The 22,409-nt window shown below is 68.9% G+C and carries 21 protein-coding genes and 2 pseudogenes; 15 read left to right on the forward strand and 8 right to left on the reverse strand.

Annotated features, from left to right (window positions below):
* The first annotated feature begins 10 nt into the window (after nucleotides 1-10).
* The gene (locus FB157_RS11005) at nucleotides 11-1,510 is read left to right on the forward strand and encodes a CYTH and CHAD domain-containing protein (RefSeq protein ID WP_145878408.1); all 1,500 of its coding nucleotides are present in this window, start codon (nucleotides 11-13) and stop codon (nucleotides 1,508-1,510) included.
* Nucleotides 1,511-1,583: 73 nt separating this feature from the next.
* Entirely contained in the window at nucleotides 1,584-3,545 is a 1,962-nt protein-coding gene (locus tag FB157_RS11015) for a TIGR03960 family B12-binding radical SAM protein (protein ID WP_145878412.1), read from the forward strand.
* 384 nt (nucleotides 3,546-3,929) lie between these two features.
* Here FB157_RS11015 and FB157_RS11020 read toward each other — a convergent pair whose 3' ends face one another.
* The 3 genes from FB157_RS11020 to FB157_RS11030 form a co-directional block, all read right to left on the reverse strand.
* The gene (locus tag FB157_RS11020) at nucleotides 3,930-4,313 is read right to left on the reverse strand and encodes a PPOX class F420-dependent oxidoreductase (protein WP_145878414.1); all 384 of its coding nucleotides are present in this window, start codon (nucleotides 4,311-4,313) and stop codon (nucleotides 3,930-3,932) included.
* Nucleotides 4,314-4,430: 117 nt separating this feature from the next.
* Complete coding sequence (locus tag FB157_RS11025; protein WP_145878416.1) at nucleotides 4,431-4,847, reverse strand: DUF4345 domain-containing protein; 417 nt, start codon at nucleotides 4,845-4,847, stop codon at nucleotides 4,431-4,433.
* A gap of 40 nt (nucleotides 4,848-4,887) precedes the next feature.
* Nucleotides 4,888-5,649, reverse strand: a complete 762-nt coding sequence (locus tag FB157_RS11030; RefSeq protein ID WP_145878418.1) for an SDR family NAD(P)-dependent oxidoreductase — start codon at nucleotides 5,647-5,649, stop codon at nucleotides 4,888-4,890.
* 127 nt (nucleotides 5,650-5,776) lie between these two features.
* Between FB157_RS11030 and FB157_RS11035 the strand changes: the two genes are divergently transcribed.
* Nucleotides 5,777-6,385: a TetR/AcrR family transcriptional regulator gene (locus FB157_RS11035; protein ID WP_145878420.1), complete on the forward strand. Its 609-nt coding sequence runs from the start codon at nucleotides 5,777-5,779 to the stop codon at nucleotides 6,383-6,385.
* Between the two features lie 811 nt (nucleotides 6,386-7,196).
* Here FB157_RS11035 and FB157_RS11040 read toward each other — a convergent pair.
* Nucleotides 7,197-7,844 (reverse strand): GAF domain-containing protein, encoded by a 648-nt coding sequence (locus FB157_RS11040; protein WP_145878422.1) that lies wholly within the window; start codon nucleotides 7,842-7,844, stop codon nucleotides 7,197-7,199.
* 61 nt (nucleotides 7,845-7,905) lie between these two features.
* Here FB157_RS11040 and FB157_RS48300 point away from each other — a divergent pair, with 61 nt between their 5' ends.
* A complete protein-coding gene (locus FB157_RS48300) occupies nucleotides 7,906-8,028 on the forward strand; it encodes a hypothetical protein (protein ID WP_261386254.1) in 123 nt (40 codons plus the stop codon).
* On the opposite strand, the gene FB157_RS11045 is transcribed toward FB157_RS48300, so the two are convergent.
* Nucleotides 8,012-9,547: a DUF1254 domain-containing protein gene (locus tag FB157_RS11045; protein WP_145878424.1), complete on the reverse strand. Its 1,536-nt coding sequence runs from the start codon at nucleotides 9,545-9,547 to the stop codon at nucleotides 8,012-8,014. The two genes, FB157_RS48300 and FB157_RS11045, sit on opposite strands and share 17 nt — an antisense overlap.
* A gap of 654 nt (nucleotides 9,548-10,201) precedes the next feature.
* Here FB157_RS11045 and FB157_RS11050 point away from each other — a divergent pair.
* Nucleotides 10,202-11,737 carry an MFS transporter gene (locus tag FB157_RS11050; RefSeq protein WP_222440929.1) on the forward strand — a complete coding sequence of 512 codons (1,536 nt, stop codon included), beginning with the start codon at nucleotides 10,202-10,204 and terminating at the stop codon, nucleotides 11,735-11,737.
* Nucleotides 11,738-13,303: 1,566 nt separating this feature from the next.
* On the forward strand, nucleotides 13,304-14,200 hold the full coding sequence (locus FB157_RS11055) for a hypothetical protein (RefSeq protein WP_145878428.1): 897 nt from the start codon (nucleotides 13,304-13,306) through the stop codon (nucleotides 14,198-14,200).
* Between the two features lie 96 nt (nucleotides 14,201-14,296).
* Here the strand turns inward: FB157_RS11055 and FB157_RS48305 are convergent.
* Both FB157_RS48305 and FB157_RS11065 read right to left on the reverse strand, forming a co-directional pair.
* A pseudogene (locus tag FB157_RS48305) lies at nucleotides 14,297-14,458 on the reverse strand (cytochrome P450); the annotation flags it as partial.
* A 14-nt stretch (nucleotides 14,459-14,472) separates the two neighbouring features.
* Nucleotides 14,473-14,727 (reverse strand): annotated as a pseudogene (locus FB157_RS11065) (FAD-dependent oxidoreductase); the annotation flags it as partial.
* Between the two features lie 404 nt (nucleotides 14,728-15,131).
* Here FB157_RS11065 and FB157_RS11070 point away from each other — a divergent pair.
* Nucleotides 15,132-15,959, forward strand: a complete 828-nt coding sequence (locus tag FB157_RS11070; RefSeq protein ID WP_145878430.1) for a ZIP family metal transporter — start codon at nucleotides 15,132-15,134, stop codon at nucleotides 15,957-15,959.
* 434 nt (nucleotides 15,960-16,393) lie between these two features.
* Here FB157_RS11070 and FB157_RS11075 read toward each other — a convergent pair whose 3' ends face one another.
* On the reverse strand, nucleotides 16,394-17,074 hold the full coding sequence (locus FB157_RS11075) for a hypothetical protein (protein ID WP_145878432.1): 681 nt from the start codon (nucleotides 17,072-17,074) through the stop codon (nucleotides 16,394-16,396).
* Nucleotides 17,075-17,454: 380 nt separating this feature from the next.
* Here FB157_RS11075 and FB157_RS11080 point away from each other — a divergent pair, with 380 nt between their 5' ends.
* The 8 genes from FB157_RS11080 (at nucleotide 17,455) to FB157_RS11115 (ending at nucleotide 22,355) form a co-directional block, all read left to right on the forward strand.
* Nucleotides 17,455-17,715 (forward strand): hypothetical protein, encoded by a 261-nt coding sequence (locus tag FB157_RS11080; RefSeq protein ID WP_145878434.1) that lies wholly within the window; start codon nucleotides 17,455-17,457, stop codon nucleotides 17,713-17,715.
* A gap of 75 nt (nucleotides 17,716-17,790) precedes the next feature.
* Nucleotides 17,791-18,099, forward strand: a complete 309-nt coding sequence (locus tag FB157_RS11085; RefSeq protein WP_145878436.1) for a hypothetical protein — start codon at nucleotides 17,791-17,793, stop codon at nucleotides 18,097-18,099.
* Between the two features lie 133 nt (nucleotides 18,100-18,232).
* Nucleotides 18,233-18,727, forward strand: a complete 495-nt coding sequence (locus tag FB157_RS11090) for a DUF5994 family protein (RefSeq protein WP_261386255.1) — start codon at nucleotides 18,233-18,235, stop codon at nucleotides 18,725-18,727.
* 71 nt (nucleotides 18,728-18,798) lie between these two features.
* Nucleotides 18,799-19,257: an STAS domain-containing protein gene (locus tag FB157_RS11095; RefSeq protein WP_186581447.1), complete on the forward strand. Its 459-nt coding sequence runs from the start codon at nucleotides 18,799-18,801 to the stop codon at nucleotides 19,255-19,257.
* Nucleotides 19,254-19,670 (forward strand): DUF5994 family protein, encoded by a 417-nt coding sequence (locus FB157_RS11100; protein ID WP_145878438.1) that lies wholly within the window; start codon nucleotides 19,254-19,256, stop codon nucleotides 19,668-19,670. Before FB157_RS11095 ends, FB157_RS11100 begins: the two co-directional genes overlap by 4 nt.
* A gap of 214 nt (nucleotides 19,671-19,884) precedes the next feature.
* Nucleotides 19,885-20,223: a MerR family transcriptional regulator gene (locus FB157_RS11105; RefSeq protein ID WP_145878439.1), complete on the forward strand. Its 339-nt coding sequence runs from the start codon at nucleotides 19,885-19,887 to the stop codon at nucleotides 20,221-20,223.
* Between the two features lie 230 nt (nucleotides 20,224-20,453).
* Entirely contained in the window at nucleotides 20,454-20,657 is a 204-nt protein-coding gene (locus FB157_RS11110) for a cold-shock protein (protein ID WP_145878441.1), read from the forward strand.
* A 189-nt stretch (nucleotides 20,658-20,846) separates the two neighbouring features.
* Nucleotides 20,847-22,355 (forward strand): DEAD/DEAH box helicase, encoded by a 1,509-nt coding sequence (locus FB157_RS11115; RefSeq protein WP_145878443.1) that lies wholly within the window; start codon nucleotides 20,847-20,849, stop codon nucleotides 22,353-22,355.
* Nucleotides 22,356-22,409: the final 54 nt, after the last annotated feature.

A 22,409-nucleotide genomic window follows, 5' to 3' on the forward strand; every position in this document is an offset into this window, starting at 1 on the left:
GATTCAATTCATGGCGGATGCGAAACGCGAGATCGAGCGCAAGTACGAATCCGACGACAGTGGCCTGCCCGACCTGACCGGCGTCGGCGGGGTGGCGGATGTCCTCGACAAGGGCCTCGTCGAGCTGGACGCCACCTACTACGACACCGCGGACGAGCGGCTGGCCGCAGCCGCCCTCACCCTGCGCCGTCGCACCGGAGGCTCGGACGCGGGCTGGCACCTGAAGCTCCCGGTCGCCCCCGGCGTCCGCGACGAGATCAGAGCGCCCCTGTCCGACACGATCCCCGACGAGATCGCCGCACTGGTCCGCTCCCGGGTCCGCTGCGCCGAACTGGTCCCCCTCGTCCGGCTCCGCTCCGCCCGCGACGTACGCCACCTCGTGGACGCCGACGGCGCGCTGCTGGCCGAGGCGAGCGTGGACACCGTGACCGCCGAGCGGCTCTCCGGAGGCGGGGGGACCGCCCAGTGGACCGAGATCGAGGTCGAGCTGGCCGACGACGGCGATCCGGCCTTCCTCGACAAGGTCGAGAAGAGGCTGCGCAAGGCGGGCGTACGGCCCTCGAAGTCGCCGTCGAAGCTGGCCCGGGCACTGGAGCAGACCGGCGGCCGGCGGCCCGGCTCCGGACGGCGTGCCAAGCCCGTGACCGCCGGCGACCACGTCCTCGCCTATGCGCGCGAACAGCGCGAGGCGATCCTCGGGCACGACCCGGGGGTCCGCCGGGACGTACCGGACTCCGTCCACCAGATGCGCGTGGCCACCCGACGCATGCGCAGCACCCTCCGCACCTTCGGCACCGTCCTCGACCGCGCCGTCACCGACCCGATCGCCGCCGAGCTGAAGTGGCTCGCGGGCGAGCTGGGCGTGGGCCGCGACCAGGAGGTGCTGGCGGAGCGCCTGATCACCCTGCTCGAGACCCTGCCGCCCGCCCTGGTCTCCGGTCCCGTGCACAAACGGCTCACCACCTGGGCGGCCGCCAAACACAACAGCGCCCTCGGCCACGTCGTCGCGATCCTGGACTCCGCCCGGTATCTGGCCCTGCTCGACGCCCTGGACACGCTGCTCGCCGACCCGCCGCTCAGGAAGAAGGCGGCGGGCAAGCCGGAGAAGGTGATCGCCGCGGCCGTGCGCAAGGACCTCGTGAAGGTCTCCCGTCTGGTCACCGAGGCCCTGGACGAGTCACCCGGTGAGGCACGCGACACCGCCATCCACGAGGCCCGCAAGAAGGCGAAGCGCACCCGGTACGCCGGGGAGGCGGCCATCCCGGCCCTGGGCGGCCCCGCCCGCTCCCTGGCCAAGTCCATGAAGTCCCTGACCAGCCTGCTCGGCGAACACCAGGACAGCGTCATGGCCCGCCACACCCTGCGCGAGCTGTCCGCGCTGGCGCACGCGGCGGGTGAGAGCGCCTTCACCTACGGGCTGCTGTACGGCAGAGAAGAGGCGGCCGCGGCGGAGGTGGAGGAGGAGCTGCCGGGCCTGTGGCGGAAGATCGAGACCGGGGTGTCCGTCTGAGCGTACGAGAGAGGCCCGCGATCAGGTTACGCTTGATGGTCACCCCTGCCAGCTCACGAAGGTAATCCCCGCGATGTCTGTCGAGTCGGTCTTCCCACAGCTCGAAGCTCTGCTCCCGCATGTGCAGAAGCCGATCCAGTACGTGGGCGGCGAGCTGAACTCCACCGTCAAGGAGTGGGACAGCTGCGACGTCCGCTGGGCGCTCATGTACCCGGACGCGTACGAGGTCGGCCTGCCCAACCAGGGCGTCATGATCCTCTACGAGGTACTCAACGAGCAGGAGGGCGTCCTCGCCGAGCGCACCTACAGCGTGTGGCCGGACCTGGAGGCCCTGATGCGGGAGCACGGCGTCCCGCAGTTCACGGTGGACAGCCACCGCCCGGTCAAGGCCTTCGACGTGTTCGGCCTGTCCTTCTCCACGGAGCTGGGCTACACCAACATGCTCACGGCCCTGGACCTGGCCGGCATCCCCCTGGAGTCCAAGGACCGCACGATCGACGACCCGATCGTGCTGGCGGGCGGCCACGCGGCCTTCAACCCGGAGCCGATCGCGGACTTCATCGACGCGGCGATCATCGGCGACGGCGAGCAGGCCGTGCTGGACATGACGAAGATCATCCGCGAGTGGAAGGCGGAGGGCCGCCCCGGCGGCCGCGAGGAGGTCCTCTTCCGCCTGGCGAAGACGGGCGCCGTGTACATCCCGGCGTTCTACGACGTCGAGTACCTCCCCGACGGCCGCATCGGCCGCGTCGTCCCCAACAAGTCGGGCGTCCCGTGGCGCGTGTCGAAGCACACCGTCATGGACCTGGACGAGTGGCCGTACCCCAAGCAGCCGCTCGTCCCGCTGGCCGAGACCGTCCACGAGCGCATGTCGGTGGAGATCTTCCGCGGCTGCACCCGGGGCTGCCGCTTCTGCCAGGCCGGCATGATCACCCGACCCGTCCGTGAGCGCTCGATCACCGGCATCGGCGAGATGGTCGACAAGGGCCTCAAGGCGACGGGCTTCGAGGAGGTCGGCCTCCTGTCCCTGTCCTCCGCAGACCACTCGGAGATCGGTGACATCGCCAAGGGCCTGGCCGACCGCTACGAGGAAGACAAGATCGGCCTGTCCCTGCCGTCGACGCGGGTGGACGCCTTCAACGTCGACCTGGCGAACGAGCTGACGCGCAACGGCCGCCGCTCCGGCCTCACCTTCGCCCCCGAGGGCGGCTCCGAGCGCATGCGCAAGGTCATCAACAAGATGGTCTCGGAAGAGGACCTGATCCGGACGGTCTCGACGGCTTACGGCAACGGCTGGCGCCAGGTGAAGCTGTACTTCATGTGCGGCCTGCCGACGGAGACGGACGAGGACGTGCTGCAGATCGCCGACATGGCGATGCACGTCATCCAGAAGGGCCGCGAGGTCTCGAAGTCCAACGACATCCGCTGCACGGTCTCGATCGGCGGTTTCGTCCCCAAGCCCCACACCCCCTTCCAGTGGGCGCCCCAGCTCTCCGCCGAGGAGACGGACGCCCGCCTGGAGAAGCTCCGCGACAAGATCCGCGGCGACAAGAAGTACGGCCGCTCGATCGGCTTCCGCTACCACGACGGCAAGCCCGGCATCGTGGAAGGCCTCCTCTCCCGCGGCGACCGCCGCATCGGCGCGGTCATCCGCGCGGTGTACGACGACGGCGGCCGCTTCGACGGCTGGCGCGAGCACTTCTCCTACGACCGCTGGATGGCCTGCGCCGACAAGGCCCTCGCCCCCTTCGGCGTCGACGTCGACTGGTACACCACCCGCGAGCGCACCTACGAGGAGGTCCTCCCCTGGGACCACCTCGACTCCGGCCTCGACAAGGACTGGCTCTGGGAGGACTGGCAGGACGCCCTCGACGAGACCGAGGTCGAGGACTGCCGCTGGACCCCTTGCTTCGACTGCGGTGTGTGCCCTCAGATGGACACGCACATCCAAATCGGCCCGACCGGCAAGAAGTTGCTGCCGCTGACGGTCAAGAACGCTGGGCCGGCGCCTGCTGCGAGCGGTCACGCGCACTGAGGTGGGCGAGGCACTCGATCGGGTGGTTGAGGCGCTGGCGGGGGTGAGCGAGGAGGAGGTGGCTGTGGTGCTGTCAGAGCTCGCTGTTCCGCGCCCTCGCCCGTCGGTGCCGTCGGCGTCTTCCCGGACGCCGCTGCCGGTTCCGAGAGGGGCCTCGCAGATCGTCTCCGAAGTGGAGTGGATCTAAGCGCGTGAGTGGCCGGCTGAGCCCCTTCCCGCTCAGGGAAGGGGCTCAGTGCTGTTTGGCGGGTAGGACTTGAGGTAGATGTCCCCTAGGGGGCCGGGTGCGGCTGTTCACCGTCAAGGACCCGGTCCGGGGCTAGCCGGTCTTCCAACTCTTCGACGAGCCCTACCAGGCGTGGAGCTGGCGGTATGTCACCCGCTTCAGGCGAGCCGCACACGGATGCCCAGCGTCCTGTCCCCTCCCCGGCGCAACTTGCTGTCGAGGATCATGAGGCGGCCGAGGATGCCGTACTTGCGGGCGATGAGTGAGCGGTAGCGGGCGCTGGTCGCCGCGTCGGCGATATCGGCGGTGGCCGGGACCTGGTCGCCCGTAGGGTTGCCGCGCAGGTCGCAGGGGCCGATGAGGATGTCGCCGCGTGCCCGGATCCGCTTGACCTTCCAGGAGTCGGCGGGGGTTCGCACGCCCAGCGTGTCACCGTCGCGTACCACCCACACAGGGGTGGCGACCGGGGTGCCGTTCTTGCGGTAGCTGGTGACCAGCAGGTACTTGCCGGAGCCGAGCCGCTCCAGCAGCGCTTCGTTCATGATGCGTTTCTGCTCCTCGTTAATGAGTTCGAGGTCGTGGCCTCTTGGGTGGCGTACTTCCATGTCAGTTCGGAGGTAGCCGTAGCCTCATGCCGGTCTGCCGCCCGGATCGGCGCCTCAGGCGGCGGCCGGCACTCGTCTGGATCTGAGAGCGGCGGAGTGCGCCCAGATGATGACGATCGGGAGGAGGAAATCCAGGAGGGCGGAGGCGAGGAAGACTCCCGCCGGGCCGGGTATGCCGTCCTGCGCGAAGGAGACCAGCCGCCCGATGCCCCCGAGGAAGATCGGGACGGCCAGGAAGTAGACGAGTACTCCCTGCCGGCGGATCATTGCCGCCGCCCAGAAGAACAGGGGAGCCCAGCCCAGGTGGACGCCCGCCAGGAAGCGGTACAGGTTGTCCGCGTCCGCCCCGCCCGCCGGAGCTCCCTGCGCCAATTCCTCCAGGCCGCCTCCGAGCGCGATGGCAGTGGCCACCAGCAGGCAGACACGGACGATGATGTCGGCCGGTGTGAGAGGGGTACGGGCGGCCACCATGCATCCCTGCTTGTCACGGAGTTGGCGTTGGGCTTGTCGCTCAGACCTGCTCGGTGGGGCGTACGAGCAGCTCGGCGACGGCCACGTGCCGGGGGCGGGTGACGATGTAGCCGACGGTGTCGGCGATGTCCTGGCTCTGCAGCCGGTCGATGTCGCCCAGAGCGGCGGTGATGTGCTGCTGGATGACGTCGGGGTTGTGGGTGCGCAGTTCGGTGTCGACGCTGCCCGGCTCGATGACGGAGACGCGGACGTGCTGGCGTGCCAGTTCCTGGCGCAGGGATTCACTGAAGGCGCCGACACCGAACTTGGTGGCGCTGTACACGGCGGACATGGCGTAGGCGTTGCGGCCGGCGAGTGAGCCGATGTTGACGATGTCGGCGACCCGGCGCGGGGCCTCGGCGGCGGCCTTGACCAGGTGGGGGACGGCCGCGTGGGCGGTGTACATCAGGCCCATGAGGTTGATGTCGATCATGCGTCGCCAGTCATTCAGGTCCGCGCTGGGGGCGGGTCCGAGCAGCATGAGGCCGGCGTTGTTGACCAGCGTGTCCAGACGGCCAAGGTTTTCGACGGTCCGCTCTACCGCTTCCGCGGCGGCCTGGGCGGTGGTGATGTCGGCGGGCACGACCAGGGCCTTGCCGCCGGCGTCGGAGATTTCCGCGGCGAGGTCGGTGAGCCGGTCCTCACGTCGGCCCACCAGGGCCACGGAGGCGCCCTCGCGGGCAAGCTCCAGCGCGGTGGCGTGGCCGATACCGCTGGATGCTCCGGTGACCAGGGCGACGGTTCCTTCAAGACGACGATTCATGGGTTCAAGCCTTTCGATGAATGACAACGCCGGTGCGAGCCGTACGGGATAGAGGGACGACCCCTATGGGTGGGGGCCGTACGGGGGTAGAGGCCGCTCAAGGCAGAGCCGAGGGCACAATGGGGAAGTGAGCAGCACTGGGCAGAAGACCACCGACAGCACGCGCCGAGAGACCAGGACTGAGAGAGAGCTACCGCCTCGCGAACGCCTGGTTCGGGCCGCGTCGCGGCTGTTCTATTACGAGGGCGTCCGCGCGATCGGCGTGGAACGGCTGATTGCCGAGGCCGGCGTGACGAAGGCGACCTTCTACCGGCACTTCGCCTCCAAGGACGACCTGGTCGTGGCCTATCTGCTGACCAAGGACGCCTACTACCGTGAGGTGGCCGAACCGCTGGCCGCCGGGCACCCGCCCGCGGAAGCGATCGACCTGATCTTCGAGGCCATCGCCGAGCACGCCCGCGAGCGCGGCTTCCGCGGATCGCCGTTCATGAACGCGGCCGCCGAGTACCCGGACGCCGACCATCCTGTCCGTGACCTGGTGACGTCCCATCGGGACTGGATCCGCACCCTCTTCCAGGATCTGCTCACCCGGCTCGGCCACGCCGATGCGGAGTCGGCCGCCGGTGCGCTGCTGATGCTGTACGACGGTGCGATGGCTGCCGGCTACCTGGACGACTCGACGGCCGCCCACAAGACCTTGCTGAACGCGGTCCGGCTCATCCGATCGGACGGCTGATCCCAGCAGGGCCGCGCGGAGCAGTGGCCCTCTGCGGGGCCCCGGCCAGGCCGGGGCGCGGGGTGCTTTCATAGAACTTTTTTGATCTCTCTTCGACGTGCGCCGGGGCCCACCAGCAGTTCTCTGCATGGAGGCAGTCCCAGCCGGAAGGCCGAGAGGCCATTCCCATGAGAGGTAGGAAGACCGGTCGTTCTCCCTTTCGACAGTAGCCCCCTCGGCGTTCGCGCGCCACTGGTCGGCCTCATTTGTGGCTTCCCTCACCGGTCCGCAGCCGGCTCACGCTGCTGGCGCAGAGGGCCCTCCATGACGCCGCGGCGCTCGCCGTACGGCAGCGGAGTACAGCAACCACCACACCGAAGGTGGCTATCAACGGCCGTCGATGACCTCATGACGGGCGCCATGGACCGCGATGGCCGTCCGGCCGAGAGTTCGGGACGAAGCGGTAGTGGTGTGCGGGCCAACGCAGGCCTGAGGCGGAGGACTTCGAGGGCACGAACAGCGCCTCGCGATGATGCCCTCAGCAGCCGGGACGGCCGCCTTGCGTTGCTACCTGCCCTCAGATGGACACGCACATCCAAATCGGCCCGACCGGGAAGAAGCTGCTGCCGCTGACGGTCAAGAACGCTGGGCCGGCGCCTGCTGCGAGCGGTCACGCGCACTGAGGTGGGCGAGGCACTCGATCGGGTGGTTGAGGCGCTGGCGGGGGTGAGCGAGGAGGAGGTGGCGGCTGCGCTGGCTGCGGTCGGCGCTTCGCGTCCTCGCCCGCTGGCGCTGTCGGCGCCCTGTCGGACGCCGTTGCTGGGCCCTGTATCTACCCCGTACGTCGTTTCCGGGGTGGAGTGGGTCTGAGAAAAGCTCGTCGTTGGGCCTGACACCAACCGTGGCGTAGGGTGCCGGACGCGAGCGGTGCCCAGTGGTATGCGGTCAACGAGGCCCACGGCGACGGGACGTCGAGCGCGGCCCTCTGGATCAAGCAAATCGTCTCGTCGAGTGTGTCGAGGCACAGCTCCACGCGCCGTGCTGCGAGGTCATCCGTGATGAGCTGCAACGCGCCGGCGGCACTCAGTCCTGCGGAGAAGATCCGATTGATCAAGTCCGACGTGACTGAGTTGATCCACGCTTCGTCCAGCCCGGACGTGGTGGGGATCGGGCCGTCGTGTCGGGGGCTGGCCGGATAGTCGTCGACAGATGGCTTGCCCGGGCGGCGTGCGATGGCTTCCCCTGCGAGCCGGCCGTACAGTTCCATGATCCGCAGGTCTCGCTCGCAGGGTCGGCCGGGCTGTGGCATGTGCGTCGAGATGATGCCGATCATCTGCCCTGTGTGGTCGACCAGCGGTGTGGACTGAACCGCGCGGACACCTGCATTTCTGAAGACCTTCTGGTGGGGTGTGAGAGTCGGGTTGTCGCGAACATCGGCCACGACCGCCTGAACGCCTCGCCAGGCAGCCCGTCCGCACACAGATCACTGCTCAGGCAGGCGCCCGCGGTGGCGACCGGCTCTGCAAGCTCACTCACCGCGCATGGCGTCTGACGACGGTTGCCAGCACCGCCTCGACAGCCCCCGCCACCTCGGCAGCGCCCCGCTCTGGACCCACCCCGCGGAGAAACTCGACGACGTCGGCGATATCAACCGACTCGGGTGATCGGAGGGCAGTGCCACCGTGCGTCGGTGACCTCGGGCCTTGGGAGGTACATGCGCAGCGCCACGTACCAGATGCCCTGCTGCGGTGTGGGCAACCAGTTCGACTCCCGACCGGGTCCTGGTGAGTCGGGCCGCAGGTAGAGGGTCAAGCCGCCGTCGGCGTCTCTGACCAGCCCCTGGGTGCGGTCTCCGATGGAGTACCGGCCGATGGGATTCGGGATGAGGTTCCGGCCTTCGTCGTAGGCGGTCAGCGACCAGAAGGCGTCGACCGGCGGCAGTGTCCCCGCCTGGTAGTGCAGTTCGTAGCTGCCGACGGCCAGCGTTTCACCGACGCCGTCGGTGAAGGCCGCCAGGTAGACGGCTTCCTCGGGATCGTTGATGGCGATGCCCACCAGGGACTGCTCCGCGGCCCGCCTGAGAAAGTCATCCCCGAGGTGCCCGATCTGCGGGGGAGGGTACCGCCAGCCGTTGATCAACTCGCCCCACTGGCCGCTGAGCAGCTGCTGTTCGAGCATGGGTACGGCGGTGGTGGCGGCCCTGATCAGGCCTTCCTTCACCGGCTCCGGTTGTGCCTCGACGTCCAGCCCCGGGCCGATGCCGATCTCCGCGAACTGCCGTAGCAGGACATCGTGGTGTGGCGGCGGAGGGTTCTCGGCCAGCACCGCGTTGAGCGTCTTCCACGGCCCGAGCGGATCCTTGGCGGGGTCGACCGGTACCAGTACGTCGCGGCGTTCCGGGAGCGTGGCGCCCTCCCTGCCGAACAGGTGAAGCGGCGTCAACCGGTACTGCTGCTGAAGCGCGTGGACGGCCGCGAGGTCGTGTTCGCCCTCGACGAGGGTCCGCCCGACCACCAGGACCCACGGGGTGGGGGCGGTCGCCGTGCGGCGCACCCCCTGCGGGAGGTCCCCAGTCCACTCCGGGCCGATGAGGGCGAAGTCACCGGCCTTCGATCCGGTCGTCCGCATGCCCACGTAGTCGTAGTTGTCGGAGGTGAAGGCGACCAGTTCGAAGGTGAAGTAGCGGTTGCCCATGTCCGGGTGCGAGAGAATGAGGGGCTCCTCGCGCAGGTCCACCCACGCCCAGGAGTACAGCGTGTCGTTGTTGGGGGAAACACCCTCCCGGTCCGAGGCGTCCCAGAGCCTGCTCGCATGCCAGAAGTGGTTGACGGGCGCGTAGGGCGTCGTTCCCGTCTCGGGCTTCTGGGTCACCCAGCGGTGGCGGAGCACGGCGTTGTGGATGTAAGGGAAGCCGTAGACGAACGCCTGTTCCCCCAGTGTGTACGCGTACTCGCGGCGCCAGTCGTCCAGCCGGCCGGTCAGCGTCGGCTTCACCGAGTGCCATGCCACAGGTACGGCCCGCGTCATCTTCCTGGCGCGGTCGATGGTCTCCCCCGGATGACGTACGGCAGCCGCGGTGGCCTTTCCGGTGGCGGCCGCCGCCTGACCGATGCCGGTCGCCGCCTCGCCGAGACCGTGCCGCAAGCGTTGTATGGGACGGTAGCCGGTTGCTGAGGATGCCATCACCGCACTCCTCTCGTATGGCTGGACAGCACGGCTTGTGGCCACCACGCGAACTGAGGAAGACCTTCGACGACATGTTCCGGCTCTCCCGGTGCACGCCAAAGGGCGGCGTTCTGCGCCATGCTCTATGTGTTACCGGGCCGAGTGTTCCAACGCACCTGCTTCCTCGAGTAGATCACCGCGTCCGCACCCCGGCAACCGGGTCCGGCAGGTCATGGCGCACGATCCCCTGGTCCCCGTTCGAGGGCGGCGAGGAGCGGGATCGTTTCGTCGTCAACTGCACCGTTCGCCGCGGATGCTCCCCCTCCCCGGCACGACCAGCGTCCAGCACCTTCTCAAGCGCCACCGGGCTGTGGCCCCCAGATGCGACTGTGAGGATGTTGGGGTGCCGCCTTGGGTGGTGGTCTGGCCCGCGATACGACTGGAGGGGAGCGTCCGGGTGCTCTTCGAGTCGGCCGGACACCGCTTCCGCCTGTGTCTGGACGAGGGATGACCGACTGGATCGCGCATCATTCGATCCACAACTCTTGACAATGACCCGATCGGGAGGGGCTCGCTGCTGTCTTTCCGTGCATGTCGGCCCAGGGAACCCGACGGTGCGCAATGGCCGGGTTAGTGTCAACCGATATGCGCCGAAGCACGGGAGTCTCTACGGTGTCATCCGCTGAGTCAGCTACCAACTCGACGCCCCTGCGGATCATCCTCGCTCTCGCTCTCGCTTTCACCGTCACCGTCGTCGATCCGCTGGTTCTCGGCCTGAATCTGCCGGAGGTGAACCGGGCCCTCCATGTGCCACCGCAAGCCGTGGGGTTGCTCGGCGGGGCAGCGACGCTGGTGATGGCCACCTCCGTTCTCGCCGCGGGCAGGCTCGGGGACTCCATCGGTCTCAAGCGGCTGCTGATGCTGGGACTGGTCATCGTCACGATCGCCGACCTGCTCTCCGTCTTCTCGCCCGGCTATGGCTTCCTGCTTGCGATGCGCTTTCTGGCCGGGCTGGGGATGACCGCGCTGCTGGCAGTGCCGCTGGCCCTGCTGAAGGTGTCCGTGACGCCAGAGAAGCGGCCGATCGCCATCGGTGGCCTGATGGCCGTTGACGTGATCCTGTGCGGTGTGATCCCCGCGTTCACGGGCTGGGCGGTGGCGGTCGTCGGCTGGCGCTTCCTGTTCCTGATCGCCCCGCTGCTGTGCTTGGTGTCGTTGTGGTTGACGTCCCGGTACGTCCCGGAGTCACCCGTCCAGCCGGGCCATCGCCTCGACGTGGTGGGTGTCACCCTGATCGGGGCGACTCTTCTGGCCCTCGTCGTCGGCCTCGCCGCGGCGCAGAACGGCATTCTCCGGGCCGAGACATGGGTGCCGTTGGTGATCAGCCCGGTCCTTGCCGCGCTCTTCGTGCTTCATGCACGCCGCACTCCGGAACCCGCCGTGGACCTGACACTGTTCCGTAGCGCACCGTTCAAGGTGGCCTTGGCGGCGACCCTCACGCTGAATTTCCTGATCGCGGGGCTCGGCATCGTCCTTGGGCAGTTCGGCAGCGTTGTGCTATCGCTCTCGCCCGAGTCCGTCGGTCTGCTGTACCTGCCCGGTACATTGCTGATTGCCGGTACCGTGATCCTGGCCGGAAGCCTGATCGGGAAGTGCACTCCGCGACCGGTGATGATCACCGGTCTGGTGGTGATGGCGGCAAGTGGACTGCTGCTGGCGGGTACAGCGGGCCCCGCGATGGCGCTGTGGCTGCTCGTGCCGACCACATGGCTGTGCAACCTGGGGGCGGTGGTCACTTCCGCATCGGTGTCCGAGACGGTCCTTTCCCAGGCGCCGCCCGGGCACTCCGGCGCGGTGGCCTCCGTCCAAATGGCCTTCGCGATGACCGGCGCCGCTTTCGGGCCCACCGTCTACGTTCTGCTTCTCAATCTCTTCTTCCGGCGGCAGTGGCTAATGGACGCGAAGTCACGCGGGCTGTCGGTGGCCCGGGCCGGACGGGCCGTGGATGCTGTGCGCAGCGGATTGGCGCAGACTCCGGGCAGCAGCGTGTACGACTCCAACCTGCTCCGTCAGGCCTCAGGACTGGACCTCGGGCTGGACTTCGCCGACGGTCTACGGCTCACCATGCTGACCGTCAGCATCCTGCCGCTCGTGGTGGCGGTGCTGGCCTTCCTGCTGATGCCTCGCCGAAAGGAGCCCACGGTTTAGGGCGTGCCCAGCGCAGGTGCCGAGCCCGTCGCCGACCGCGCCGTAACGGCTCGGCGCTGCCGTATGGTCACGCGCTCTGACGTGAGTGAGGTACTCCACCAGTTGGCCGAGGTGCGGGTGGGGATGGGTGAGGGTAAGGCGGCGGCTGCGCTGACTGCGATCCAGGCGCCGCCGCCCGGACCTGCGGCGCTGATCGAAGCCCCGAAGTTCACGGTCGGCTCGGCAGATGGACCGGAGCGGTGTCGTGCGCTGTCCTTGCAGTTTTGGGCTGGACTCAACTGGGGGATTCGTCCGCAGCGACGTCGGCGATATCAACCGACGCGGGTGATCGGAGGGGAGTGCCACTGTGCGTCGATGACCTCGGGCTTTGGGAGGTACATGCGCGAGACGTTGACGGCGTCGGTGGTGTCGACACCGAAGCCCACGGTGCGTTGGCCACACTCTCGTAGAACGTTGAAGATCTGAGCAGCGCGTCCGACTCCCGTGGCTGGAGCGACACGGTGTGGAGCGGGGCGGCGTCCTTCCCGGACGCGCACACGTCGGCGCTGCGGCCGGGGGCTGCAGGACCTCTACTGGCTCCACTCGGTCGATCAGCTGTGGACCCTCACCGAGCACGCGGGCGAGGGCAACCGGGTTCTCTACGGGGTGATCAGGCCGACCTGCCCCAAGTGAGCCCTCTGCCGCGAAGAGGCCGAGGCGGGAGGTGACGCGCCTCCCGACCGTCGGTCGCACAGTGAGCGAGGCCCAGGTCTTCGCCCTGGGCCTCGCTCTGCACCGAGTCGCTTCCGGTGATCAGGCTCCCCGCCGGGCCGCATGCATGCGTCCTCCGGCGAGATGCGCTGGGCTTTGATCAGCACCTGGCGCGTAGAGCCACACTCCGTGACACCCCAGTCCCGACAGGGATCAGCGTTGGTGGAATCCAACACGGTTCCCGCCTTCGGCTGGAGAATCAAGGGCTGTCCGCGCAATCGTGCCAGGCCGAGGCCGCAGCCACCCCTGATCACAAAGGCCGCCGAAGAATCTGCGGTCGACGCCCTGGAACGCAATGGCCGTCCAAACGGTAGTTCTGGACAAAGAGGTCTGAGCAGGCCGGCCCCGACTCAAGAACGCTGGGCCGGCGCCTGCTGCGAGCGGTCACGCGCACTGAGGGGGGCCAGGCGCTCGATCGGGTGGTTGAGATCGTTTCCGAGGTGGAGTGGGTCTGAGGGCCCGTTCCAGGATTAAGCGCGACCGAATAGGCCTCGAGTCCCTTTCCTGACTGGGAGGGGGCTCGTTGGTGTGCGGTGGCGTGTGAGTCCAGGGGTACGTCGTGGCCGACCCGGTCGCTCAGCGCGGTTGTCTCTGGGCCATGCCGGTCATTGTCTCCGGCCGTTCGGGGGCGTGCGGGCTCTCCTCCGGTGCTCGGTCCGCCCCGAGGGGGAGGTCTCTGCGAGCGTGGGCGCTTGGGCCGCCCGGCAGGAGAACGACAGCGAGGCGGGGCCGCCGGGCGTGTCCCGGCACATGGACGGGAGATGACAGATGCTCGTGCGAGCAACTCGGGCGGTGTGGCACCGGGGGGTGCCGGCGGTGGTTGTGGCGACGATGGCGGGGGCGGCCGGCCTGACCGGGGCGACCCCGGCCACGGCTGCCCAGAACACCACGGTGAACTGCAACGCCGACCCCGGCGCCCTGCAGCCCGCGATCAACGCCGCTTCGCCGGGGAGCACACTGCAGGTGAGGGGGACCTGCGTCGGCAACTTCACCATCGACAAGAACCTGACCCTGACGGGAGTCCAGGGCGCGGTCCTCGACGGCAACCACACGGGTTCCGTGGTGACGGTCACCAATGGCGCCCAGGCGCGACTGGCGGCCTTCACCATCACCGACGGCCACAACTTCAATGGCGGCGGCGTCCTCAACATCAACGGCGGCACGACGACGCTGGACCGCACCACGGTGACCGGCAACAGCTCCGTCTTCACCGGCGGCGGCATCTTCAACGACGGCACCAGCAAGCTGACGCTGACCAACTCCACGGTGCAGCACAACACCGCGGGGAGCACAGGCGGCATCGACAACCGCGGCACTGCGAGGCTGACCCGCAGCACGGTGCGTGACAACACCTCCAGCTCGGACAGCGGCGGCATCTACAACGGCGGCTCGCTGACGCTGAACCTCTCCACGGTGAGCGGCAACACCGCCACCTCCCCCGGCGGCGGGGGCATCTTCAACGACGGCACGCTGACGATGACCCGCTCCACGGTGCGGGGCAACACCGCAGACTTCGGTGGCGGCATCTACAACCGCAATGCGGCGACACTGACCCTCTCCTCGGTGGTGGGCAACACCGCGAACGGTGGCCCCGGCAGCGGCGGCGGCATCTTCAACAGCGGTGGCACAGTGACGCTGGACCGCACCCTGGTGCGTAACAACACCCCGGACAACTGTTCTCCCGAGAACACCATCCCCGGCTGCACCAACTGACGAGCGGTCGCTTGACGATGTGGCTGGCCTGTGCCCCCTTCCCGGACAAGGAAGGGGGCACAGTGCTGCTCGGCGGGTGCGCCCTCGGCTGCCGCGTCAACCGTCACCCTGCTCGATGTCCAGATGGATCGGACCCCGAAGAACGGGACTAGGCCGGTACGGCGGCGGGTCTGCGAGCAGTCCGGGCCGGTCGAGGCGGCGTACCAGTTCGGTCAGCGCGATCTGGGTTTCCCGTCGGGCCGGCGGGCCGCCGAAGCACAGCTCCAGTTTTTCAGCAGCCACTCCGCGTTGATGTCACGGCGTCGCGGCAGCGTGGTGGCATCGGCCGGCACCCACCCGGTCAGGACCTGCTTGGACAGGGGAGGCCGGTCGTAGGGCTCGCCCAGCTCGTCACCGATCATGGTGAGCGAGCCGGTGAAACCCTCGTCCCGCAGCGCCTCGGCGGCCCGCAGTCCGGCCAGTGAGGCCCCGACGATCACGATGCGGCCGTCGCGCTTGAACTCTCGCAGGTTGTCGGCGCTGGTCATGACTTCGACGCCTCCGCCGGTGCGTTATGTAGTTGCGCAGCCGCAGCAGGGTGTGTGCGATCTCGGCTCGAAGTCGGACTCTTCCAGCCCGTGGGCCGCCGTGGTCGGCCTGCGCTTCGCGCCGAGACCATCGGCCGCCTTGTCGGCGAGGCGCTCTCGTCTCGTGGGGTGAGAGCATCGCCCATGGACGTGTGCGAAACCCGTCAAATTGCTGTTTTGGGCGAGGTATCGCCTCCATGGAGGGATGCGAAGACGACGCGCGAGGGGATTGCGCCCGCGCCACGGACAGGAGCACGTAATGACTTTCCCAAGCTTCGCTGAAGCCGAGCTTTCGCCACTTGTTAGGTAAGCCTTGCCTGCCTTATGTTCTGGGCGCTTCCTGTGCACGTCAGACCGGAGTCCCCATGTCCAGCAGCAGCATCGTCCTGCTCGGAGCCATCGCAGGCTTCACCATCTACCTCGGCCTCCCCCTCGGCCGCCTCCGCACGCCCACGCCCCGGCTCAGGGCCGGCCTTAACGCCGTCGCCATCGGCATCCTGATCTTCCTCGTCTGGGACGTACTGACTCACGCCTGGGAGCCCATCGACGAGGCGCTCGGCAAGCACACCTGGGGAACGGTGGCGTCCGGGGGCTTCACCCTGGTCGTCGGCCTCACTGTGGGGCTCGCCGGACTCGTCCACTACGACGGCTGGATCGCCCGCCGTCGTGAAGCCGCCGCTCGGGCCACGGGCCCCGGCGCCGCCGCCGGCGCCGAACTGGCGCAGAAGCCCCGCAGTCAGGCGCTCTCGCTCGCGCTGATGATCGCCACCGGGATCGGTCTCCACAACTTCGCCGAGGGCCTGGCCATCGGCAATTCCGCCGCCCGGGGAGAACTCTCCCTGGCCCTCCTGCTGATCATCGGCTTCGGCCTGCACAATGCCACCGAGGGCTTTGGCATCGTCGCTCCGCTGGCCGCCGAGGGCGAACGCCCGTCCTGGCTCACCCTGCTCTGGCTCGGCCTGATCGGCGGCGGCCCCACCTTTCTCGGCACCCTTGTCGGCCAGCACGTGGTCAACGACACTCTGTCGATCGCCTTCCTCGGCCTCGCCGCCGGCTCGATCCTCTACGTCGTCATCGAGCTGCTGGCCGTCGCCCGCAGGGCCGGCCTCAAGACCCTCACCACCTGGTGCATCCTCCTCGGTCTCCTGCTCGGCTTCGCCACCGACGCCATCGTCACGGCCGCAGGCGCCTGAGCGCTGGTCGTACAACCGGGCCCGAAGCAGCTGCGAAGCATCGGTCTCATGTCAGACGGGCCCCGCCGGGGGTTGCTGTAGCAGCGGCATCGGCTGGTGCGGTGCCTCGCCAGGGCGGTGTCGGTTCGACGACTTGTCCACGGTCAAGGGCCTGTTTAACCGGACATACAAGAAGGACCAGTGGGACTGGTCTCCGCGGAGCACCCCTTGAACGACAGTTCGAGTTCATCAAGGCCGGGCCTCACGCTGTGGCAGAGATGCTGGTTTGCGCTCATTGACCGGTGAGTGGAAGCTCGGACGCTCTCTGATTTGTCCGAGGGTGCTGACGGCGATCCAAGCGTGCGTGAACCGCCTTCCCGCTCTGGAAGAGGGCTCTGTGCTGCTTGGTATGTGGAACTTGAGGCAGGTGTTCTCCAGCCCTCAGCTCCCGCCGCTCATGCTCCCGGAGCCAGCACCAGCATGCGGAACGGACCTGGCGGCACGGGCTTGAGGGTGTCGTCTCCGGCGTACCGCCATCCCCAGGACCGCATCGTCTCAACGGTCCTGTGGTCCCGGACGTCCACCAGTGCGACGCCGAGCGCGGCGCCGTGGTCGGCGAGCAAGCGCCGCTGCAGTCGCCGGGCGAGGTTCCAGACAGGGTCCCGGTACTCCCGGCGCACACGAGGCGGGACGACGATCCCGGAGACGACGAAGAGCCGCCCGGAGGCGGCGCTCTGGTGCAGACTTCCCCGAACGTGTTCGCCGAGGCCCGCCCACCATGGACCCGTGCCGCTTGTGGGGAAGCCGTAGGCGTATCCGGTCAGGGCGGTGGTCTCCGCGATCAGCAGCGAGAACCCCGGTCGTCGTGCGTCGGCCGCGAGATGGCGCAGGAAGACGACACGCGCCTCGTTCCACGCCCATGGGTCGCCCCCGGAGGTCTCCGCGTACAGGTCGCCCAGCTCCTGCAGACGGTCCGCGACCTGACCACGCGTCAGCGGGCGGACGCGTTCTGCGACCTGGGGCGAGCACATGCACCCCCGCTGCGTCGGGCCCGGCATGCCGGTACGCGGCCTGCCCCGTACGGGCCGGAGCGCGGGGAGGGCCAAGGTCGTCGGGAGGAACGCCTGCGCGGTCATGACCAACCCTGCCCCGGACACGGACGAAAGCCGCCCCGGCGTCGTCGATCTCCGAGAACGGCACCGGTGCCTGAGGCGGTGCGCGGCGTGCCCTCGGTCTCTCCACCGTACTCCCGGCCGGGCCCACCTCGGCGAGCGCGACCCGGCGGTCGCTGTTCTGCCGGCTCAGGGCGGCCCGCGGGGGCACCGAGCTCGGCCGGGCGACCCGTATGACCTGCCGGTCTGCTGATCGGCAGGTCATGGGACGCACAGCCGCCCTGACCCGGCATACCCTTCAGACAGGGGCCGCCGCGGAAACGCGACGCCACCCCCACCATTGCCCGGCGTGTCGGGCAGCGACCGGAATCATGGTTCGTACCCGTCGCCTGCCAGGAGGTCGTATGCAGCACGAGCCCCTGCCCTCCGAGGGCCACGCCGAGGTCCGCATCGTCGCCGCGACGCCGGAGGTCGCCCGTCGTGTCGCCGAAGTGCTCCGGCGCTGCTTCGACTCGACCGAGCAGCGCAGCTACCCCGCCGGCGATGAAGGAGGGACCCGGCTCCATCTCACCCTCGACACCGCGCACGCCGCGGAACCCGCACGGACCTGGCTCGCGACCAGCGAATCGACAGAGCAGGCGCACGCTCACGCCGACGAGGTATGAACCGGGTCCGCGAGGCCACGTGGATCCACCGTCGCGTTCGTCCCCGCGCGGCCGTCACCCCGGAGAACGACAGCCATGACGAAACTCCGCGAACGCAAGCACAACCGCGAGGCGGTTCTGCGGTCCCTGTACAGGGCCGTCGGACTCAATCGCCCCGAGGTCAGCGGATCGGTGCTCCGCGCCGAGCTGGGCATGCCCGACGAGGACCTCTCCGCTGCCTGCGCCTATCTGGCTGACGAGGGCCTGATCAGCGTGGAATGGACGTCGCACCGGACTCCAGCGGCCGTCTCGCTGACACATGAGGGAGTCTGCCTGATGGAGGATCTGGAGGAAGAACAAGAGGAGGAAGAGGAGATGGCACAGAGGGCGGAGCCGGAGGACTGAGCCGCCCGCTTCTCCTGGGCCAGGAGTAGCCTGAACCCACCGAGAGCTTTTCGCGCAGCGCTTCCGGCGGTGCCGTTCCCGGTGAGGGACGAAACGGGCAGTCGTCCTACGGCTCCCGGGACGGGACCGCACGATGGAACCCACCAGAACGCCGGCCGAAGGCGCGTCCGGTGCCGACGCGCACACGTACCGCATGCCCCTGCCCCGCCTGACCCTCACCCCGGACGTCAGTCATGGCCCGCTGGACGGGGCCTGGTGGCCGCGCTGCGACGCGCTGGAACTCGAACTTCCCTCGCTCGTCGGCTCGTTGGAGCCAGACCTGGGAGCTGCGATACGCGTCACCGTGGACCCCGCCGAATGGCCCGACCACCCGCACACGGTCATGGCGCCCGGCAGGGTGATCGCCGTGGATCCGGCCGGACCCGGAAGCGATGCGCACGTCATCACCCTGGACTGCGGCACCGTGGGACGCTGGGTGCTCCTGGTCGTCCCGCCCGAGGAACCCGCCGGAACAGCCGCCCGGCTGCTGGCCGCCGCAGCCGACCCCGAGAACCCGCTGACCGCCGCGCGCATGCTGACGCTCGCCGAAACGGGTCGCCCGGTCGGCGCGAACGGGGAGGCGGAATGAGGCACGGGGCCCCTTGGGAGCCCGTGGCAGGGACGATCGACCGGCCTCAACCACCATCTTCCCGCGAGCCGTTGCCCACTCGGGGCGAAGCGCCTGCGCTCTTCGAGGAGTGCCGCATCGTCCGCGCACACGGCGAACTGGACACGCGGACCGTGGCCCCACTGGTCCGCGCCCTGGTCGAGGCCCGCGCGACCCGGCCTGGACGGCTCCTCCTGATCGTGGACCTGAGCGACGCGACCTTCACCGACCGCAGCATCCTGACGCCACTGTGCGAGGCATGGTCCGACTGCCGCGCCCGGGGCGGCTGGCTACGCATCGTGTACGACAACCACGCGACCGACCCCACCCCTTTCCGCCAGACCGGCCTGATCGACCGCTTCCCCGCCTACGCGAACGCACAGGACGCCTGGGAGGGGCGAACGGCCGACGCCGCACTCCGCCTCACCGCGAGCGCATTCCCGGCCGCCGAGGCGAATCGTCGGGCCGAGGACGACCTGCCGCACCGAACCACTCGACAGGACACCTCATGAGCGACCGACTACGGCGCCCGCCGCCGGCCCCGCCCGTCCCCCGTCTGTACCTTGCGCCCGAGAGCAGTGTGCCGCGCCGTATCGACGGGGCCTGGTGGCCGCGTACCTTCGATCTTCTGACGGAACTGCCGCCACTGCTCTCCGGTCTGCCCCGTGCCTGGGGTCGGATCGCCAGTGTCCTGGTGAACGGCACGGGGTGGGCCGGGGCACCGGGCCGCATGCTCATCTGCAACGAAGTCGTCCGGCTGCGCAGCACCACCACGGAGCGCACGCCGAGCACCATCGTTCTGATGGCTCCCGCCCATGGGCGCCGGGATCTGCTGGTCGTATCGCCGGAGGCCACCGAGCGGGCCGCCGCATCGGTCATGTCCGCAGCGGGACTGACACCGGAGCAGGGACACTTCGCGAGGTGAGCGGGCGGGTTCCGGCCCGTCCGGCGGTACGGCTGGGGGGAAACTTGCGACGGCTCGTCGGACTGTGTGTGGAAGGACATCTGTCACGGCGAGCCCACATCTCCATGCCTGCCGGAGTTAGGGTTGTCGCACGACGCGGATGGCCCTGAATCCTTCGGAGACCGGTGCCAGGCACGCCGGGGGCCCCTGCCGCGTGCCTGAAAACGAAGGTGCTATGCCCGCTGAGAACGTCTCTGCCGCAGGCAGCCTCGACGATGACGACTATCCCGCCTACACCATGGGGCGGGCCGCAGACGTTCTCGGCACCACCCCCGCTTTCCTCCGGGCCGTCGGCGAGACCGGGGTGATCACTCCTCTGCGTTCGGAAGGGGGGCACCGCCGGTACTCCCGCCGTCAGTTGCGCATCGCCGCCCGCGCCCGGGAGCTGGTCGGCCAGGGCACTCCCGTGGAGGCCGCGTGCCGCATCGTCTCCCTCGAGGACCAGCTCGACGACGCCCTCCGCCTGAACCGGGAAATGCGCCGGAAGCTGGCTGAGCACGCCGCGGATACCTAGTCCCGCCAATACAGAAATATGTAGCCCAGCGGGATGAGAAATGTCGAGTGTTCCTAAAAACGCATGACCGCCTGTGCCTGCCTCTGTGCTAGCGTGATAACAGTTGCAGTTTTGGTTGCCAGAGAGTTTTTCTTCGCTGAGCTTTCCGGATCTTTCCGGAGGGGTGATCATTGCGGCGACTCGGCTCCGCAAAGTGCGGAGCCCGGCACTGCCCCCAAGGGAGATTCGATATGGCATCTGGCACCGTGAAGTGGTTCAACGCGGAAAAGGGCTTCGGCTTCATCGAGCAGGAGGGTGGCGGACAGGACGTGTTCGCCCATTACTCGAACATCGCCACCCAGGGCTTCCGCGAGCTTCAGGAAGGCCAGAAGGTTACCTTCGACGTCACGCAGGGCCAGAAGGGCCCGCAGGCCGAGAACATCGTTCCCGCCTGACGCTGACGCGAACTGTCGCGAGCCACTGGTTCGCGCATCATGTGGCTGGGGCCCGCGCTCTTGGGGTGCGGGCCCCAGCTCATTGTTTTACGACTTTTCGCATTTCCCTTCGGCTCATTCTTGTGATTCCTCGTGCGGCTTCCCCGTCGGCCGGAATTCCTCGATATGCCGCATCGAGGAGGTTCCTGCATGAACCACACCAGTCAGACCGGCGGCAGTTCCGGTCGCTTCCGCACGGACAGAAGTCCCACCCGCTCGACGGGCTCCGCTCGCGGCAGCAGCTTCCGTACGCAGGAGACGGGCCGGCCAGGTCCTCGTCCGGGTGCCGGGCGCAAGAGCGTCAGGGGAGCACGCTCCACCGCGCGCCGACAGGAGTTCGCCCTGCCGGTCACCCTCACAGAGCCGCTGCCGGCGGTCGAGACGTTCGCCGGCCTGGACATACCCGAACGGCTGCTGGCCGCGCTCCGTGCCGAGGGCGTGACCGTTCCCTTCCCGATCCAGGCGGCCACCCTGCCGAACGCACTGGCGGGCCGGGACGTCCTGGGACGGGGGCGCACGGGCTCGGGCAAGACGCTCGCCTTCGGTCTGCCGGTGCTGGCCCGTCTGGACGGGCAGCGGGCCCAGCCCCGGCAGCCGCTCGCCCTCGTCCTCGTACCCACCAGGGAACTGGCCCAGCAGGTCACTGACGCGCTCACCCCGTACGCCCGCTCCCTGCGGCTGCGCCTCGCCACAGTGGTGGGCGGCATGTCGATCGGCCGTCAGGCGAGCGCCCTGCGCGGCGGAGCCGAAGTCGTCGTGGCCACGCCGGGCCGGCTCACGGACCTCATCGAGCGGGGAGCCTGCCGGCTGGACCAGGTCGCCGTCACCGTCCTGGACGAGGCCGACCAGATGGCCGACATGGGCTTCATGCCTCAGGTGACCGCGCTGCTCGCCCAAGTCCCCGCCGGCGGTCAGCGGTTGCTGTTCTCGGCGACCCTGGACCGCAACATCGACCTCCTGGTGCGCCGCTACCTCCACGACCCCGTGGTGCACTCGGTCGACCCGTCCGCGGGTGCCGTCACCACCATGGAGCACCATCTGTTGCACATGCGCGATGCCGACAAGGACACCGTCGCGACCGAGATCGCCGCCCGCGACGGACGTGTGCTCATGTTCCTGGACACCAAGCACGCGGTGGACCAGCTGACCGAGCGCCTGCTCTCCGTCGGCGTGCGTGCCTCGGTCCTGCACGGCGGTAAGTCCCAGCAGCAGCGCAACCGGACACTCGCGCAGTTCAAGGACGGCCACGTCACGGTCCTGGTGGCCACCAACGTCGCCGCTCGCGGAATCCATGTCGCGGGCCTCGACCTCGTCGTGAACGTCGACCCTCCTGCCGACCACAAGGACTACCTGCACCGCGGCGGCCGCACCGCACGCGCCGGCGAGTCCGGCACCGTCGTCACCCTCGTCCTGCCGTATCAGCGCCGCGCGGTGGACCGCCTGATGGCCGACGCCGGTATCACTGCGCGCACCGCGCAGATCCGTCCGGGCGAGGTCGAACTGCAGCGCATCACCGGCGCCCGGACCCCCTCCGGTGTACCCGTCACCCTCACCACGCCGGTCGACGGACGACGTGAGCGCACGGGATCCGCCGCCCGGAGCCGGGGCGGCCGGGCCACCGGCCGGGCCCGTCGCTCCGTCCCGAGGACCAGCACATAGGCCGGACACGGGGAATGCGCTCCCGGCAGTCAGGCCGAGACGTCGCCCGTCCTG

It is taken from the genome of Streptomyces sp. BK340, assembly GCF_007827595.1.
GTDB lineage: Bacteria > Actinomycetota > Actinomycetes > Streptomycetales > Streptomycetaceae > Streptomyces.